This window comes from Kitasatospora sp. NPDC028055, from assembly GCF_040637885.1.
Classification (GTDB): domain Bacteria; phylum Actinomycetota; class Actinomycetes; order Streptomycetales; family Streptomycetaceae; genus Kitasatospora.
This window is the reverse complement of record NZ_JBEZXE010000063.1, coordinates 24945-41788: the sequence shown is the minus strand read 5'-3', so window position 1 is coordinate 41788 and position 16844 is coordinate 24945. Positions and strand designations below refer to the sequence as shown.

General features: G+C 74.0%; 14 protein-coding genes. 9 read left to right on the top strand and 5 right to left on the bottom strand.

The window, feature by feature from the left end; genetic code table 11:
* Positions 1 to 143: 143 nt before the first annotated feature.
* On the bottom strand, positions 144 to 2690 hold the full coding sequence (locus AB0F71_RS36075; protein ID WP_360244157.1) for a cation-translocating P-type ATPase: 2547 nt from the start codon (positions 2688 to 2690) through the stop codon (positions 144 to 146).
* A 12-nt stretch (positions 2691 to 2702) separates the two neighbouring features.
* Entirely contained in the window at positions 2703 to 2945 is a 243-nt protein-coding gene (locus AB0F71_RS36070; RefSeq protein ID WP_360244154.1) for a DUF1918 domain-containing protein, read from the bottom strand.
* A gap of 192 nt (positions 2946 to 3137) precedes the next feature.
* Here AB0F71_RS36070 and AB0F71_RS36065 point away from each other — a divergent pair, with 192 nt between their 5' ends.
* The gene (locus AB0F71_RS36065; protein WP_360244151.1) at positions 3138 to 3755 is read left to right on the top strand and encodes a hypothetical protein; all 618 of its coding nucleotides are present in this window, start codon (positions 3138 to 3140) and stop codon (positions 3753 to 3755) included.
* Between the two features lie 8 nt (positions 3756 to 3763).
* Here the strand turns inward: AB0F71_RS36065 and AB0F71_RS36060 are convergent, their stop codons facing one another.
* Entirely contained in the window at positions 3764 to 6124 is a 2361-nt protein-coding gene (locus AB0F71_RS36060) for a glycosyl hydrolase family 65 protein (protein WP_360244148.1), read from the bottom strand.
* A gap of 184 nt (positions 6125 to 6308) precedes the next feature.
* Between AB0F71_RS36060 and AB0F71_RS36055 the strand changes: the two genes are divergently transcribed.
* Together AB0F71_RS36055 and AB0F71_RS36050 are read left to right on the top strand one after the other, a co-directional pair.
* Complete coding sequence (locus AB0F71_RS36055; protein ID WP_360244145.1) at positions 6309 to 9026, top strand: GNAT family N-acetyltransferase; 2718 nt, start codon at positions 6309 to 6311, stop codon at positions 9024 to 9026.
* Between the two features lie 5 nt (positions 9027 to 9031).
* Positions 9032 to 9703: a CBS domain-containing protein gene (locus AB0F71_RS36050; RefSeq protein ID WP_360244142.1), complete on the top strand. Its 672-nt coding sequence runs from the start codon at positions 9032 to 9034 to the stop codon at positions 9701 to 9703.
* 77 nt (positions 9704 to 9780) lie between these two features.
* Here AB0F71_RS36050 and AB0F71_RS36045 read toward each other — a convergent pair whose 3' ends face one another.
* Positions 9781 to 11193 (bottom strand): MBL fold metallo-hydrolase, encoded by a 1413-nt coding sequence (locus tag AB0F71_RS36045; protein ID WP_360244139.1) that lies wholly within the window; start codon positions 11191 to 11193, stop codon positions 9781 to 9783.
* Positions 11194 to 11354: 161 nt separating this feature from the next.
* Between AB0F71_RS36045 and AB0F71_RS36040 the strand changes: the two genes are divergently transcribed.
* The 6 genes from AB0F71_RS36040 to AB0F71_RS36015 all read left to right on the top strand — a co-directional run bounded on the left by AB0F71_RS36040 (position 11355) and on the right by AB0F71_RS36015 (position 15080).
* Entirely contained in the window at positions 11355 to 12050 is a 696-nt protein-coding gene (locus tag AB0F71_RS36040; RefSeq protein ID WP_360244136.1) for a CBS domain-containing protein, read from the top strand.
* A gap of 10 nt (positions 12051 to 12060) precedes the next feature.
* Positions 12061 to 12663 (top strand): CBS domain-containing protein, encoded by a 603-nt coding sequence (locus AB0F71_RS36035; RefSeq protein ID WP_360244133.1) that lies wholly within the window; start codon positions 12061 to 12063, stop codon positions 12661 to 12663.
* A gap of 13 nt (positions 12664 to 12676) precedes the next feature.
* Entirely contained in the window at positions 12677 to 13114 is a 438-nt protein-coding gene (locus AB0F71_RS36030) for a universal stress protein (protein ID WP_360244130.1), read from the top strand.
* 31 nt (positions 13115 to 13145) lie between these two features.
* On the top strand, positions 13146 to 13823 hold the full coding sequence (locus tag AB0F71_RS36025; protein WP_360244127.1) for a response regulator transcription factor: 678 nt from the start codon (positions 13146 to 13148) through the stop codon (positions 13821 to 13823).
* A 100-nt stretch (positions 13824 to 13923) separates the two neighbouring features.
* The gene (locus tag AB0F71_RS36020) at positions 13924 to 14064 is read left to right on the top strand and encodes a hypothetical protein (protein WP_360244124.1); all 141 of its coding nucleotides are present in this window, start codon (positions 13924 to 13926) and stop codon (positions 14062 to 14064) included.
* A 32-nt stretch (positions 14065 to 14096) separates the two neighbouring features.
* Positions 14097 to 15080, top strand: coding sequence for a nitroreductase family protein (locus AB0F71_RS36015; RefSeq protein ID WP_360244121.1), 984 nt, complete (start codon positions 14097 to 14099; stop codon positions 15078 to 15080).
* Here the strand turns inward: AB0F71_RS36015 and AB0F71_RS36010 are convergent.
* A complete protein-coding gene (locus AB0F71_RS36010; RefSeq protein WP_360244118.1) occupies positions 15077 to 16792 on the bottom strand; it encodes a GAF domain-containing protein in 1716 nt (571 codons plus the stop codon). The two genes, AB0F71_RS36015 and AB0F71_RS36010, sit on opposite strands and share 4 nt — an antisense overlap.
* Positions 16793 to 16844: the final 52 nt, after the last annotated feature.

Sequence of the window (16844 nt, the reverse complement as noted above, 5' to 3'; positions counted from 1 at the left end):
CCGGAGGGCGGGCGGGGCGGCGTTGGGGTGCGTGCATCGCAAGGCGGAGGAGGGAGCCCAATGCAGCGCATTGGCGACCGACGACAACGCAGCGAGGTGCGTGCCCCAGCGCCGCCCCGCAGGCGGGGGTTTGACGACGGGCCCTAGATCCCCTGTTTGCGCAGCCGGGCCGTCGCGAAGCCTGCGAGCCCGGCGGCTGCGGGGGCGGTGAGGTCGCTCCAGGACAGCGGCGCGGTGTCCAGTACGTCACGCAGGAACGGCAGGTAGAGGGCGGCCGCCGCGAGTGCGGCGGAGGTGAGGACGGCCAGCGGGAGGAAGAGGTTCGCGCGGGTCAGCAGGCGTTCGCGCAGCCCGAGGACGGTGCCGAGCTGGGCCGTCAGCAGGGCGAGGAACAGGACGGTCTGCCACGGGCGGCCATCGCCGTGGGCCCAGAGCCCGGCGCCGAGCGAGGCTGCTGCGACGACGAGGCCGAGCAGCAGCACCCGCTGCCACACGCCCGAGCCGAGGATGTGCTGGTGCGGCGGGCGCGGGGGCCGGGTCATCGCGCCGGGGGAAACGGGCTCGGCGCCCATGGCGACGCCGGTGAGGCCGTGGGTGAGCAGGTTGATCCAGAGGATCTGGCCTGCCCGCAGCGGCAGTGCGAGGCCGAAGAGCGGTCCGGCCAGCATCACCAGGATCTCGGCCGCACCGCCGGCCAGCCCGAAGACCAGGAAGCGGCGGATGTTGTCGTAGACCCGGCGGCCCTCCTCCACCGCGCCGACCACGGTGGCGAGTTCGTCGTCGGCGAGGACCAGGTCGGCGGCCTGGCGGGCGACCTCGGTGCCACGCCGGCCCATGGCGACGCCGATGTCCGCCTGGCGCAGGGCGGGACCGTCGTTGACGCCGTCGCCGGTCATCGCGGTGACGGCGCCCCGGGCGCGCCAGGCCTGGACGATGTCCAGTTTCTGTCGGGGGTCGGTGCGGGCGAAGATCCGTGCCCGGGTGAGGTCGGTGACCGCACCGGTGGCGATGGCCTGCCCGTTGACCACGACCTCCGGTCCGGCGCCCGGTTCGAGCAGGCCGACCCGGACGGCCAGGGCGCGGGCGGTGGCGGGGTGGTCGCCGGTGATCAGGACGGGAAGGATGCCGGCGCGGCGGCAGGTGGCCAGGGTGGCGGCCGCCGACGGCTTGGGCGGGTCGGCCAGGGCGGTCAGGCCGAGCAGCCGCAGGCCGTGTTCGGCCTCTTCGGGCGGCTCCGGCAGGCGATCGAGGTGCCGCTCGGCCACGGCCAGCACCCGGTAGCCCTCGGCGGCGAGGGCGGCGGCCGCCCGTCGGGCCCGCTCCAGCAGTTCCGGAGGGTCGGCCAGGACGGCGGGGTCGAGGACCGCCTCCGGGGCGCCCTTGAGGCAGGCCACCAGGGCTCCGTCACGCCTGCGCTGGACGGTGCTCATTCTCTTGCGGGTGCTGTCGAACGGAGTCTCGGCGACCCGGGCGTAGGTCTCCCGCAACTGTCGGTAGTCGAGGCCCGCTCTGGCGGCGGCCGTCAGCAGGGCGGCTTCGGTGGGATCGCCGAGCGCTCCCCATTGGCCGTCCTTGTCCGTCGGGGGCCGCAGGGCGGCGTCGTTGCACAGCGCGGCGGCGGTGAGCAGACTCTTCACCTCGTCGTCGGGGGTTCCGTCGATCCGGATCCCACCGGCCGGTCCGTACCCGGGACCGGTCACGGTGGCCGTGGAATGCGGTGTCCAGAGGCGCTCGACGACCATGCGGCCCTCGGTGAGCGTGCCGGTCTTGTCCGTCGCCAGCACGGTGACCGAGCCGAGCGTCTCCACGGCCGGCAGCCGCCGGACCACGGCGTGGCGGGCGGCCATCCGGCGCGCGCCCAGGGCGAGGGCGAGCGTGACGACGGCCGGCAGCGACTCGGGTACGGCGGCGACCGCAAGGCTGATGGCCGTCACCCCCATCTCGCCGGGCGGCTGCTGCCGGAGCAGGCCGAGGACGAAGACCAGCGCGCAGAGTCCTATCGCCACGGCGGCCAGCACCCGTCCGAGCCCGGCCAGCCTCCGCTGGAGCGGCGTGGGTTCGGGCCGGGGCCGCAGCATGGCGGCGATCCGGCCGAGCGTGCTGTCGGCGCCGGTGGAGGTGACCACGGCCAGGGCGCGGCCCCTCAGCACGACCGTCCCCGCCCGGACCCTGTCTTCCCCCGGGGCCCCGGGTTCGACCGACTTGGGCACCGGCAGGGACTCGCCGGTCAGCATCGACTCGTCGAGCAGGAGCGCCGCCGCCTCGGTGAGCCGGGCGTCGGCCGGCACGATGTCCCCCTCGGCGAGGGCGACGACGTCTCCCGGGACGATCTCGGCCGACGACACCGTGCGCTGCACCCCGTCACGCACCACCAGCGCGGCCGGGGCGGAGAGTCGGGAGAGTGCTGCGACGGCGCTCTCCGCCCGGACCTCCTGGACCACGCCCACGCTGGTGTTGATCACGATGACCAGCGTGATGACGATCGCGTCCGGGTGGTCGCCGATCGCCAGTGTCAGTGCGACGGCTGCGAGCAGCACGGTGATCAGGGGATCCCGGAGCTGGTCGGCCACCCGGGCCCACAGCGGCACCCGGTGGTCGGCCGCGACCTCGTTGCGGCCGTGCTCGGCGAGCAGTCGCGCGGCCTCGGTACTGGTGAGTCCACGCGCTGGGGCATGGGCTGCGACTGTCACGGCGGTGGCCCGTCAGTCGGCGAAAAGGTGCGGATGGGGCGGCGCGGTAGCGGCGGCCTCGGGATGATGGCGGAAGTGGTGGATCTGGGCGTCCGGACCGGGGAAGTACTCCGTCACCCGGCCGTCCTCCGACCAGCGCACGTCGTACGGCGGGCTGCCGTCCGGATGGTGCAGGCCGACGATCTCGCCGTCCCTGCGCGCGGCGCCCGGCCGGGTGCCCTGGACGATGATGCGGTCTCCGACGGCGGCTCTCATGGCGTCCTCCCTGACTCGGTGCGGGGCCGGGGCGCGGCCGCCGTCCACCTCCTATCGCACCACCGGGCACCGGGCCGGGGCTGGGGCCGGTCGGTCCCTGATCCCGGGCCCGTCAGACCCTCGGGGAACCGCGGCGGGCTCGCCAGACTGATCCGTGAGAACAGAAGCCGCCCGACACCGAGGAGGCGCGCCATGTTCGCCGCAGCCGCCACGCACAGGCGCCCCGTATCGCGCACGTCCCTGCGCGGGCACGTCCGCCGGGCTGCCGGCCGTGACCACAACCCGCTCTGCCGTCCGCTCGACCGGGCGTACAGCCGCCTGGTGACCGGGGCGGCGCTGATGGTGCTCGTCACGTTGGTGCTGGCTGCGGTCGCCGCCCTCCTGGTGTACCGCTCGGAGGCGCACGACGCGGCGCAGACCGCCCGCCACCGGCATGTCGTCACCGCCGTCACGACGGGTCCCGCGCAGTCGGACGACCCCAGGGCGGGCAGCGCGCGGGAGCACGCCCCGGCGCGGTGGACGTACCCGGTCGGGCCCGGTGCGGGCAGCATCCCCGTGCCGGACGGCACGATGACCGGCGCGGCGCTCCCGGTCGGGCTGAACGACGCCGGGCAGCCGGTCGGCGCCCCCCGGTCGAACGGACTGCTCGTCTCGGACGCCGTCCTGGTGGGTGTCGGCGCGGTCACCGCGCTCGGATTCGGTACGGAGGGCTGGGTCGCCCTGCGCCGCCGTCGGCTGGACCGGCGGGCGGAGGCGGACTGGGAGTCCGCGTGGGAGCAGGTGGAACCCGGGTGGTCCGGGCGGCGGTGAAGTCCTGGCTACAGGTGGAAGCGCCGGGTCTCGCCCGGCCGGATCGTCGCCTCGGCCCCGCGCAGGCGGATGCGGACCGGTTCCTGGCGGTCCTCGCGCAGACTCACCGTGACCGTGCGGCGGTCGACGGAGATTCCCAGGCCCCAGTGGCCCCGATAGCGCAGGTCCAGGTCGAGCCGGCCGAGGGCGGAGGGCAGGTGCGGGTCGAGCCAGAGGGCGTCCTCGCGGACCTCCAGGCCGGTGTAGCAGCGCTGGAGGAGGTCCACCGCGCCCGCCATGGCGCCCAGGTGGACGCCTTCGGCCGTCGTGCCGTGCTGGCTGTCCCGGAGATCGGCCACCAGGGCGTCACGGAAGTACCGCCAGGAGGCTCGGCGGTCGGAGCGGGTGAGCACCCAGGCGTGCACCACCGAGCTGAGCGTCGAGCCGTGGACCGTGCGCCGCAGGTAGTAGTCGGTCGTGCGGCGCAGCAGCTCGTGGCCGGCCGGGTGGCCGAGGCGCCGCAGCAGGTCGCGGACCTCGCGGGCGGAGAAGAGGTACCAGAGCATCAGCGCGTCGGCCTGCTTGGAGGCCTTGTAGCGGTTGACGGTGTCCCCCTCGGCTTCCAGGATCCGGTCGAGTCGGCGCAGGTCGGGGTAGCGGAGCCGGTAGGCCGTCCAGTCGAGTTCGGCGAGCCGCTCGTAGCCGTCGAACTGGCTGAGGACCCCTTCGTGGAAGGGGACGTTCAGGCGCCGACCGACGTCCTGCCAGCGTTCGAGCTCCGCGTCGTCGAGGGCCAGGCGCTCGCGCAGTTCGTCGCGTCGGTAGCCGGGCAGGACGTCCAGGGCGTCCTGGGCGCGGGCCAGCACCCAGGAGGCCAGCACGTTGGTGTAGGCGTTGTCGTCGAGTCCCGGCCGGTCCGCCCACGGGTAGGCGTCGTGGTACTCGTCGGGGCCGAGGACGCCGCGGATCGACCAGCGCTCCCGGGGCCGGTCGTAGGAGGCGGCCGAGGACCAGAAGCGGGCGATCTCCAGCAGCGTCTCGGCGCCGGCCGTGGCCAGGAAGTCCCGGTCCCCGGTGGCCTGGTAGTACTGCCAGATGTTGTAGGCGGCCGCCGAGCCGACGTGGCGCTGCAGGTGACTGTGATCGGGCAGCCAGCGGCCGGACAGCGGGTTGACGTGCAGTTGCTGGGACTCCTCGCTGCCGTCGCTCGCGCTCTGCCACGGGTACATCGCTCCGCGCAGTCCGGCTTCGCGGGCCTCTCGGCGGGCGGCGTGGAGGCGGCGGTGGCGGTAGCGCAGCACGGCCCGGGCCAGTTCGGGGAAACGCAGGTTGAGCAGCCGGAGGACGAACAGCTCGTCCCAGAAGACGTGCCCCCGGTACGCCTCGCCGTGCAGTCCCCGGGCGGGAATGCCGACGTCGAGGTCGACGGAGTGCTCCGAGTAGGCCTGCAGCAGATGGAACAGGTTCAGGTGCAGTGGACCGGCGCCGTCGAAATCGGCATCGATCCCGCAGCGGCGCCACAACTCCGCCCACCGCAGGGCGTGTTCGGCGAGCAGCTGCCCGAAGTCGCCGGCCTCGGCGGCGAGCCGGCGGGAGGCGCGCAGCGGGGTCCCGATCGCCCGGTCGCGGGAGGTGTGCACGGCGACCGTCTTCGTGACGGTGACGGACCGGCCCGGTTCGGTGTCCAGGGTGAGGAGGTGGGCCGCCCAGCCCTCGCGGCACTCGGCCGCCGGCTCCGCGGCAGCGGCCGTCGTCCGGCAGCAAAGAGCGATCCGCAAGGGCGAGTTGACAGCCTCGACTTCGAGTCGGAGCAGCCCCGCAGCGTCCGCCCCCTGTCCGGCCGGCAGAAGGTGACGCGAGGCCAGCCCCCGGTAGCGGGCGACCCCCGTGTTGGCCACGTTGCCGTCCAGGCCCGAGCGGACCTGCAGCGGGCCGGACCAGTTCTCCGGCGTGAAGCTGCTCTCCAGGGCGAGCAGGTGCGGCTGGGCCTGGCTGGCGATGCGGCGCTGTACGAGCCGGGTCCGCCGTCCCTGCTCGTCGACGACGAGGGCGGTGCGGGTGAGCAGCCCCCGTCGCAGGTCCAGCTCCAGCACCTGCTCGGCCGGCGGTCCGGTGAACCACGATCCGCCCACCGGCCGGAACGTCAGCGGCAGCCAGTTCGGGCTGTTGATCAGGTCCTCGTTGCCGATCACCCGCCCGGCGACCGTCGACTCCGCCCGGTCGTAGCAGCCCGCCAGGTACGTCCCCGGGTAGTGCACCCCGTCGGCCACCGCCTCCGGCGCGGCGCCCCGGCTGACCACGTACCCGTTGCCGAGCGCGCACAGCGCCTCCCGTAGCCCCTCCTCAACCGGGTCGAAGCCCTCGTAGCGGAGCGTCCACGGGTCCGGCATGTCGGGATACCCCGCGGGTGGGTCTGGTGCCACGAGGTGACCTCCCGTGCCGACTGGCCTGCCTCCAGTCTGCCCACCCGGCTGCCGCGCCGCCTCACGCCGGTCGGCGGGGGCGGCCAGGGCCGGTCGGCCCTTCCACCGGCCTGGGCGGGCGCGGAGGCTGGAACGGAGCAGGAGGTGCGCCATGCCGACCGTTCCACCGCAGACCAGCGCCGAGGCCCTGCTGGCCGACGGCACCACGGTCGAACTCCGGCCGCTCGGCCCGGACGACCACCGCGCCGTGCTCGCCCTGCACGCCGAAGGGATGTCGGAGGAGAGCCGCCGGCTGCGGTTCTTCGGGGTCAGCCGCAACGCGCCCGTGCGGGCCGCCGACCGGCTGTGCGCGCCGAGGCCGGGGCTGCTGGCGCTCGGCGCCTGGGCCGGCGAGGACCTGGTCGGCGAGGCGGACTGCGAGCGGCTGGACCACCCGGCGGAGACCGCCGAACTGGCCCTCGCGGTGGCCGACCGCTGGCACCACCGAGGAGTGGCGACCCTGCTGCTGGAACACCTGGTGCACCGCGCCCGGGCGGATGGCATCCGCTTCTTCGAAGCCGACACCCTGTTCGGCAACCGCGCCGTCCACCAGGTCTTCGCCGACCTCGGGCTACCCGTCGAGCGCCGTTACACCCAGGGCGAGGTCAGGATCCGGGTACCGCTGGAGGAGAGCGACGAGCGCTACCGCTCAGCCGTGGACGAACGCGGCCGCCTCGCCGACATCGCGAGCCTCACGGCCCTGCTGCGCCCGGGCTCGGTCGCGGTGGTCGGGGCGTCCCGCCGGCCGGGTTCGGTCGGACGGACCGTCCTCGGGAAGATCCGGCGGGGCGGCTTCACGGGCACGGTCCGGGCCGTCAACCCGCACGCCAGGGACATCGACGGGGAGCCCGCGTATCCCTCCGTCCGTGCGCTGCCCGCCGTGCCGGACCTCGCCGTGCTGGCCGTGCCCGCCGGGGCCGTCCCCGGGGCGGCCGAGGAATGCGGCGCCGCCGGGGTCCGAGCCCTGGTGGTACTCACCTCGGGTCTCGACGCGCAGGAGGCCCGCGGGCTGATGCGCGCCTGCCGCCGGCACAGCATGCGCCTGGTCGGGCCGAACAGCCTGGGTATGGCCCAGACCGACCCGGCCGTCCGGCTGGACGCAGAGTTCGGCGGCGCCTTCCCCAGACCGGGCACCGCCGGAGTGGCGGTGCAGAGCGGCGGCGTCGGGATCGCACTGCTCCAGCGGTTGGCCTGGCTGGGCGTCGGGGTGTCGAGCTTCGTCTCGCTCGGCGACAAGTACGACGTCAGCGGGAACGACCTCCTCCAGTGGTGGGAGGCGGACGGTCGCACCGACCTCGTGCTGCTCCACCTGGAGTCCTTCGGCAGCCCACGCGCCTTCGCCCGAACCGCCCGCCGCGTCACCCGCACCATCCCGGTGCTCACCGTCGACGCCGGGCGCTCCACCGCCGGCCGCCGGGGCGCCGCCTCGCACACCGCGGCCGCAGCCACCCCCACCGTCACCCGCGAGGCGCTGTTCCGGCAGGCCGGCATCACCGCGACCCGCAGCATCGAGGAACTCGTCGAGGCCGCCGCGCTGCTGCACGCCCAGCCGCTGCCCGCGCCGCGCGGCGCGGTCGCCGTGGTGTCCAACGCGGGCGGCATCGGCATCCTGGCTGCGGACGCCTGCGCGGAGGCCGGACTGGAGCTGCCGGAGCTCCCGGCAGGCCTCGGTGAGCTGCTGCCGCCCGGTGCTTCCACCCGCAACCCGGTGGACACCACGGCGGCCGTACGGCCCACCGAACTCGCGCTGTTCCTCAGAGCGTTGGAGCGTGAGGAGGCGGTCGACGCCATCCTGGTCTGCCTGGTGCCGACGGCACTGCGCGAACCCTCCGGCCAGGACCCGGCACATGCGCTGCTGGAGGGCCCGGCCCGGCGCCGCGTCCCGATCGCGGCCGTACTCCTCGACCAGCAGGTGCCCGTCTGCTACCGCGGCTGCGCCGACGGTGGCCTGCTGCCGGCCTACTCGGACTCGGTCGCCGCCGCCCGTGCCCTCGCCCACGCGCGGGACCGCGCCCGCTGGCTCGCCGAACCTCCGTCCGCGCCCGCCGACGCCCCGGACTGTGACGTGCACACCGCCCGCAGCCTGGTCGACGGCTACCTCACCGCCCACCCCGAGGGCGGCTGGCTCGACCCGCTGACCACCGCCGACCTCCTGGAGGCCTACGGGCTGCCGCTGACCACCTCGGTGTGGGCCCGCGACGAGCACACGGCGGTGGTGGCGGCGAACGGGCTGCGCGGCCTCGGGCACGAGCGGAAGGTGGCCCTGAAGGCGTACTGGCCGGACCAGGTGCACAAGAGCGCGGTCGGCGCCGTTCGCACCGGTCTCGCCACCGACGCCGAAGTGCGTGCCGTGTACCGGGAGTTCGATGAGCGGTTCGGCGCGGAACTGGCCGGAGCGGTGGTCCAGCCGATGGCCTCACCGGGAGTCGAACTTCTCGCCGGCGTGGTCCAGGACCAGGTGTTCGGCCCACTCGTCGTGCTCGGCATGGGCGGCACCGCCGCCGACGTCCTGGCCGACCAGGTCGCCAGGCTCGCCCCGCTGAGCGAACGCGACCTGACCACCATGGTCACCGAACTCCGGAGCGCGCCCCTGCTGACGGGCACCGGCGTGGCGCCGCCCGTGGACCTCCTGGCGGTCCGATCCGTCCTCGCCCGGCTGTCCCGGCTCGCCGAGGACTTCCCGGAGCTGGTCGAGACCGACCTCAACCCGGTCATCGCCCGTCCCGACGGTGCCGTGTGCGTGGACGCCCGGGTACGCCTCGAACGCCGCCCGTCCTTCGACCCCTACCTGCGGCGGCTACGGCGCCCCTCCGCCGCCGAAGGGCAGTGAACGCCATGAGGCGCAGCATCCTCGACGGCAGCCCCGCCGACACCTTCCCGTCCGCCGACCCCACACCGTCGCCGGGTCGCACGCTCGTCCGGGACTGCATGAGCCGCCCCGGTATCGCGGTCACCTCCGGCACTGATTTCGCCACCGTCGCCGCCGTGTTGAGCGCCTCCCGCCGCGGCATCGTGCCGGTGACGGCCACCGACGGCGCCGTCGTCGGCGTGGTCGCCGCCTCCGACCTCCTCGCCGCCCACGCCGGGCGGGACCCGCAGCGGGAACTGCTCGCGCGTGACCTCATGACCGTTCCGGCCGTCACCGTCACCGAGGACGCGAGCGTCGCCGAAGCGGTGGCCCAGATCGCCGAGCACTCCCTGCACCACCTGCCCGTCGTGGACGCCGGCGGCCGCCTGGTCGGCCTGCTCTCCACCCACGACCTGCTCGACGCCCTGCGCCGAGAGGACGAGGCCATCCGCTCCGAGGCGCTCGCCATCGCCCTCACCCCGGGCAGCGGAGTCGTTCCCGGCTCGTTGCACATCCGCTGCGAACGCGGCCTGGTCTCGGTGACCGGCCGCACCCGCGCGCGCAGCGATGCCGCTGCCCTGTGCCTCCAGATCGCCCGCATCGACGGCCTGAACGCCCTCGCCGACCACCTGTCCTGGGACATCGACGACATCCAGTAGTTCTCCGCCTTCCTCGTTCACGTCGAGCCCGACGCCATCGAGCCAGCCGGCGCATTCGTCCGCCCCACCAAGGCTCGTCAGCGGATCAGCACCCGCTCGCCCGAACGCGGGACGACCGCTGTCCAGCCGAGTTCCCGGTCGATCCGGTCGCGCAGCGCCTCCGAGCCCTCGGGCTCCCCGTGCACGAGGTAGACGGCGCTGGGCGGCGCGGCCTGGCGCAGCCAGTCGATGATCTCGGCGGCGTCGGCGTGCGCGGAGAAGGCGGGGACGTTGACGACCTCGGCGCGCACCGGGACATAGGTGCCGTACATCTTCAACGTACGGGCGCCGTCGACCAGGTCGCGGGCACGGGTGCCCTCGGCGGCGTAGCCGACCACGACGACGGTGTTGCGCGCGTCGGGCAGCAGGCGGGCGAGGTGGTGGACGACTCGGCCGCCGGTGGCCATGCCGGAGGCGGAGACGATGACGGCGGGGCCGTGGGCGTGGTCGAGGGCGAGGGAGTCCTGGAGGGAGTGGACCAGTGTGAAGGGTTCCGGGTCCAGGGCGGCCGGGCCCTGGGCCAGGACGTCGGGGCGCAGCTGGTCTGAACCGGCCGCGAACGCCTCCCGGTAGATCTGCAGGGTGGCCAGGGCCATCGGGCTGTCCACGTACACGGGTACGGCGGCCGGTAGCCGGCCGGACCGCCGCAGCTCGGTGAGCTGGTGCAGCACGACCTCGGTGCGGTCGACGGCGAAGGACGGAATGACGGCCGTCCCCCCGCGGGCAAGCGTCCGTTCCAGTGCGGCGGCGAACCACTCACGGGCGGCCGTCTCCTCGTGGTGACGGTGGCCGTACGTGGACTCCATCAGCAGCACGTCGGCCCCGGTGAACGGTTCCGGCGGGCGCAGCAGGGGGTGGACGGGGCGGCCGAGGTCCCCACTGACGGCGAGGGTGTGGCCGTCCTCCAGCACCAGGTGCGCCCAGGCGGAGCCGAGGATGTGTCCGGCGCGGTGCATTCGGAGCACGTTGCCGGTGGTGATCTCGACATCGGTGTCCAGCGGGACGGGGTCGAACATCCGTAGCGCGTTCTCGACGTCCTCGTCATCGTAGAGCGGCTGGGCCGGCCGGTGCTTGGACCAGCCGTGCTCGTTGGCGTGGTCCGCCTCCTCCTTCAGCAGGTGGGCGCTGTCGCGCAGGATCAGTTCGGCGATCCGGGCGGTGTCGGGGGTGGTGAGTACGGGGCCACGGAACCCATCGCGGACCAGCCGGGGCAGGTACCCGCAGTGGTCGAGGTGCGCGTGGGTGAGCACGACGGCGCGGACGTCGGCCGGGTCGAGCGGCAGCGGGCGCCGGTTCAGCCTGCGCAGGTCGGCCAGACCCTGGAAGAGGCCGCAGTCGATCATCACACGGGCGTGGTCCGTCTCGACCAGGAACTTGCTGCCGGTAACAGTGCCCACTCCGCCGAGGAAGGTCAGCAGACCGGCCCGGGGGGTGCCGGTGCTCGTCGTCATGGCCGCCTCCAGCGGGATGCGAGGTTTCCTCCCATCGTCCGGCCGCCCGGCCGCGCTGTCCTGGGCCGAATCGGCCCCCGGGGAGGACCGTCCGGCCCTGTGCGGCCGCCACCGGCCGACGGACAGTGAAGGCGGGGCCCACCCGAGGAGGAGTGAGGACGATGCAGCACCGCAGCGTGAACGACGTGATGACCCGCGAAGTCGTCACCGCGCGGCCGGATACGCCGGTCAAGGAGGTGGCGGCGCTGTTCCACCGCAACGACATCACCGCCATCCCGGTCGTCGACGATCAGGGCCGACCGCTGGGGCTGGTCTCCGAGGCCGACCTGATCCGCAAGGAGGCCGTCCTGCCGGACCCGGAGGGCCGCTACCCCGGCCGCTGGCTGGTCGGGAAGGATCGCGCCCGCGCCGAGGCCGAGACGGCGGGCGGACTGATGACCAGTCCCACCGTCACGGCCCGCCCCGGCTGGTCCGTCCCGGAGGCCGCCCGCGCCATGGACAAGCACAAGGTCAAGCGACTGCCCGTGGTCGACGAGGCCGGCCGCCTGGTTGGCATCGTCAGCCGCCGGGACCTGCTCCAGGTCTTCCTGCGCCATGACGCGGCTATCCGTGAGGAGATCGACCACGACGTGCTCGGGCAGACCCTCTGGCTCGCCCCTGGCGACGTCCGGGCCGCCGTGCACGACGGCGTGGTCACGCTCACCGGACGGCTGCCGCGTCGCAGCCTGGTCCCGATCGCCGAACGGCTCTGCCGGACGGTGGATGGCGTGGTCGCCGTCCACGCCACCCTCGACTGGACCGAGGACGACACCGAGCCGGCCCTGGAACACCCCCGCGCCTACCGTGCGGCGTCGTAGGAGGTCCGTGATGACCAGCGCACCGAGCACCGTCGCCGACGTCATGACCCACGCCGTGGTCGCCGTCGGCCGCGACGCGGACTTCCGCGAGATCGCCGAGACCCTGCAGCGCTGGCAGGTCAGCGCAGTCCCCGTGCTGACCGGCGACGGCCGGGTGATCGGGGTGGTCTCCGAGGCCGACCTGCTCACCGCCCGCGACCGCGACAGCGAGCGGGCCGAAGCCCTGACGGCGGGGCTGATGATGTCCGTCCCCGCGGTCACCGTGCACCCCGGCAGTCCGCTCAACGAGGCCGCCCGGGCGATGGCCCGTGGCCACCTCAAGCGGCTCCCGGTGGTCGACGAGGAGGACTACCTTGTCGGCATCGTCAGTCGGGGCGACCTGCTGAAGGTCTACCTCGGCGACGACCGCGAACTCGCCGACCGGGTCCGTTTCGAGCTCGTCGCCACCCTCGGCCCGAGCGCCGCGGTGGACACCGACGTCCGCTCCGAGAACGGTCGGATCACCCTCACCGGCGGCCTGCCGGACACCGTCTCCGCCGACATCCTGGAACGCCTGGTGCGCTCCGTACCCGGTGTGGTCGGCGTCGAACTGCGGCTCGCCGCGCCGGCCTGACCGGAGACGTACCGTGGCCGCGTTCGTGCTCGCCGCCGTCGACGGTTCGCCCGAGAGCCTCGCCGCTGCGGGCTGGGCAGCGGACGAGGCCGTCCGCCGCGGCCTGCGGCTGCGTCTGGTGCACGCCTGGCCCTGGCCGCAGCACGCGGCTCCCGGGCTGCCCGGTGTGAGCGAGGTCCGCGGCCGAGTGGTCGGCGTGCTGGCGGACGCGGCCCAGAGGTTGCGAGCGGACCACCCCGGGCTGGAGGTGGATGTCGCCCTGATGGACGAGCACGCGCCCGCCGGGGTAGTGGCTGCCGCGGCCTCCGCGGAGCTGGTGGTGCTCGGCCGAACCGGGCGGCACCTGGGCCCGGTCACCCGGGCGGTGATCCGCGGTGTCCGCTGCCCGGTCGTCGTGGTGCCCGACGGCCGACGTTGTGCGGAGGGCGGCACGAACGCGCAGAATCGGTGATGTCACACCCCACCCACCCTCGGAGCCGGCCATGGACGCGCCCCAGCCCGTACGCGTCTTCCTGCTGGACGACCACGAGGTGGTCCGCCGGGGGGTGCGGGACCTGCTGGAGGCCGAGGAGGACATCGAGGTCGTCGGCGAGGCCGGCACCTGTGCCCAGGCACTCGCCCGGGTGCCCGCGCTGCGCCCGGACGTCGCCGTGCTCGACGTTCGGCTCCCGGACGGCGACGGCGTCACCGTGTGCCGTGAGCTGCGGGACCGGATGCCCGGCCTGGTCTGCCTGATGCTGACCTCCTTCGACGACGATGACGCCCTCCTCGACGCGATCATGGCCGGAGCGGCCGGCTACGTCCTGAAGCAGGTCAAGGGCGCCGACCTGGTCAGCGCCGTCCGCACGGTGGCCTCCGGCCAGTCCATGCTCGACCCGGCGACCACGCACAAGCTGATGGAGAGCCTGCGCCACCACGACGAGAACGAGACCGACACGGTGCTCGCCGGACTCACGCCGCGCGAGCGGGAGATCCTCGCGCTGGTGGGTGAGGGCAAGACCAACCGGCAGATCGGCCAGGAGCTGTACCTCGCCGAGAAGACGGTGAAGAACCACGTCTCGCGCCTGCTCGCCAAGCTGGGCGTCGAACGCCGTCTCCAGGCAGCCGTCCTCGCCGCCCACGCCGAACCCGAGCAACAGCACCACCAGCGACCGCGCTGAGCAGTCAGGCCCGATGGGCCCGGAGGTGGTGCCGAACGGCCCAAGCGGTACGCCGTTCCCTCGCCGCACGGTGGAGGTGATCGACCTCCCGTCAGCGCCGGTGCCCGGCGCGACAGTGCCGCAGCCGTCCACTCCGGGACAACTGCTCGCCAAGCGCCTCGGCCACGGAGAGATCGACCGCGACGAGTACCACGCCCGACTGGACACCCTGCGCGGCGGCAACCCGCACGCCTTCGGCTGACGTCGGCTGATCCACGCACCATGGAGGCGGTCATGCCCACCCTCGCCCTCGACGCCACCGCGCTGGAGAAGCTCGTCTCCGCGGCGGTCGCGGCGCCCTCGATCCACAACAGCCAGCCCTGGCGCTTCCGGCTCCAGCCGGACACCTCGACCATGGAGGTTCGGGCAGACCTCAGCCGGGCGGTGCCGACCGCCGACCCCCAGGGCCGAGCGCTGCACATCTCCGTCGGTGCGGCCGTGCTCAACCTGCGGGTCGCCGCCCGCCACCTCGGCTGGGCACCCGAGGTACGGCTACTACCCGACCCGGGCGAACCGGACCTGTTCGCCACCGTCCAGTTGGACGCCCCGGCCGCCGCACGTGCCCAGGGCACCGACAAGCTGTACGAGGCGATCTGGCACCGGCACTCCACCCGGACACCGTTCACCGGCAAGCCGGTTCCGCAAGCCGTCCTCGACGAACTCGTCACCGCCGCACGGTCCGAGGAAACCCTGCTCCACCTGCCCGACCACCAGGAGACCGTCCGACTTCTGCACCTCACCGCCGAGGCCGAACGCCGCAACACCACCGACGAGGCCCAGCGCACCGAGAGCCGCAGCTGGATCCGCACCGGGGAGGCACCGCCCTACGGCATCCCGGTCGACGCACTCGGCCCCCAGGACGCGGCCGGTCACCTGCCGATGCGCGACTTCTCCGCGATCCACGCCGCCGAGCACCAGGCGCCCGCCCCCTTCGAGAGGGAACCCCGCATCGCCGTCCTCGCCACCGAACGCGACACCCCGGAGGACTGGCTGCGGGCCGGCCTGGCCCTGGAACACGTCCTGCTCGCAGCCACCGTCCACGGCGTCCGCGCCTCGCTGCTGCACCAGGCCATGGAGTGGCCGTACCTGCGCTGGGAGGCCCGCGACCCGGACCGCGGCCCCGGCCACGTCCAGATGCTGATCCGTCTCGGCTACGGCCCCGAGGGCACGCCGACACCCCGGCTGGCACCCGGCGATGTCCTGGCCCCCGACGCCTAACCGTCGGGCAGTGGGACCCGCCACACCAGCTCGCTACCGCCCTCCTGACGGGCGTCCGCGGTGAAGGCGCCGCCCAGGGCGGTGGCGCGGTCGGCCAGGTTGGCGAGGCCGCTGCGGCGGCCGCCCTCGGGTAGGCCGACGCCGTCGTCGGTGACCGCCACGGTCAGCTCCTCGCCGGCGGTCACGGTGACGTCCACGGCCGAGGCCTTCGCGTGACGGGCGGCGTTGGACAGCGCCTCCTCCAGGACGGCGACGGCCGCCTCCGCGATCTCCGGCGGCACGGTGACGTCGAGCAGGCCGCTCATCTGCAGCCTGGGAGCGAAGCCGAGTGAGCGGGCGGCGCGTTCGAGCACCTCGACGATGCGGGTCCGCAGTCCGGTCGCTGCCGGGCCCTTCTCGCGCAGGCGCAGGCCGAAGATGGTGGCGCGGATGGTCTTGGCAGTCTCGTCCAGGTCGTCGATCGCCCGCAGGACGCGGTCGGTCGCCTCGGGGTGATCGATGAAGCGGGTCGCGCCCTGGAGGGTCATGCCGGTGGCGAAGAGGCGTTGGATGGCCAGGTCGTGGAGGTCGCGGGCGATCCGGTCGCGTTCCTCCAGGAGCGCCACCTGCTCGGAGTCGCGACGCCGTTCGGCGAGTTCCATCGCGACCGCCGCCTGGCCGGCGAAGCCGAGCAGGGGCCCGGCCTCGTCCTTCTCGAACAGCGGCGCGCCGGCGGCGCGGGCGAGCAACAGCACGCCCCGGATCCCGTGCTCGGCGGAGCCGACGGGCACCGCGAGCGCCGGGCCGAGCCCCCGCCAGCGCGGCGGGCCCGCGGTGATCCGAGGATCCGTCTGGACGTCCGGGCTCACCACGAGCCCGCCCGTGCGCAAGGCCGCGCCCACGAGGGAACCCTCGACCGGCAGCACCAGGCCGCGGTGTTCCTCCGCCCCCAGCCCGACCGCGATGCGGACCTCCAGTTCGCCGGTGTCCGCCAGCGGCACGGCGACGACGGCGAGGTCCGCGCCGGCGATCTCGGTCGCCCGGGCGAGCAGCAGGTCGAGTACCTCCTGTTCCGCGCTCCCGGAGAGCAGGCTGCTGGTCACCTCGGCGCTCGCCTCCAGCCAGCGCTGCCGTTGCCTGGCCCGGTCGTAGAGCCGGGCGTTGTCGATGGCGACGCCCGCGGCGACGGCGAGGGTGGCGAGGACGGACTCGTCCTCGGCGTCGAAGTCGCCGTCGCCGCGTTTCTCGGTCAGGTAGAGGTTGCCGAACACCTTGTCCCGGATCCGGATCGGCACTCCCAGGAAGCTGCGCATCGGCGGGTGGTTGTCCGGGAAGCCGTAGGAGGCCGGGTGGTCGGAGATCCGGCTGAGCCGCAGCGGCTCGGGGCGGCGGATCAGCTCGCCGAGGATGCCGTGTCCGGACGGCAGGTCGCCGATCTCCTTGACCTGGTCGTCGGTGACCCCGACCGGGATGAACTGTGACAGCCGCTGGTCCTCGCCGATCACCCCGAGCGCGCCGTACTCGGCGTCCACCAGGGTGACGGCCGCCTCCACGATGTGCTGCAGGGCCTGGGCCAGCTCCAGATCACGCCCGACCGCCAGCACCGCCTCCAGCAGGCTGTGGACCCGGTCCCGGGTCCCGCGAGCGGCGTCCAAGCGGGCCTGGAGCTCCTCCAGGAGCTCGTCCAGCCGCAGCTTCGGCACGGGCTCGGAGCTCTCCGACTCGCTGTCCAAGGGATCCTCCCTGGCTCACCCCCGATGGCCCACAGACCAGCGTAGGCGCGCC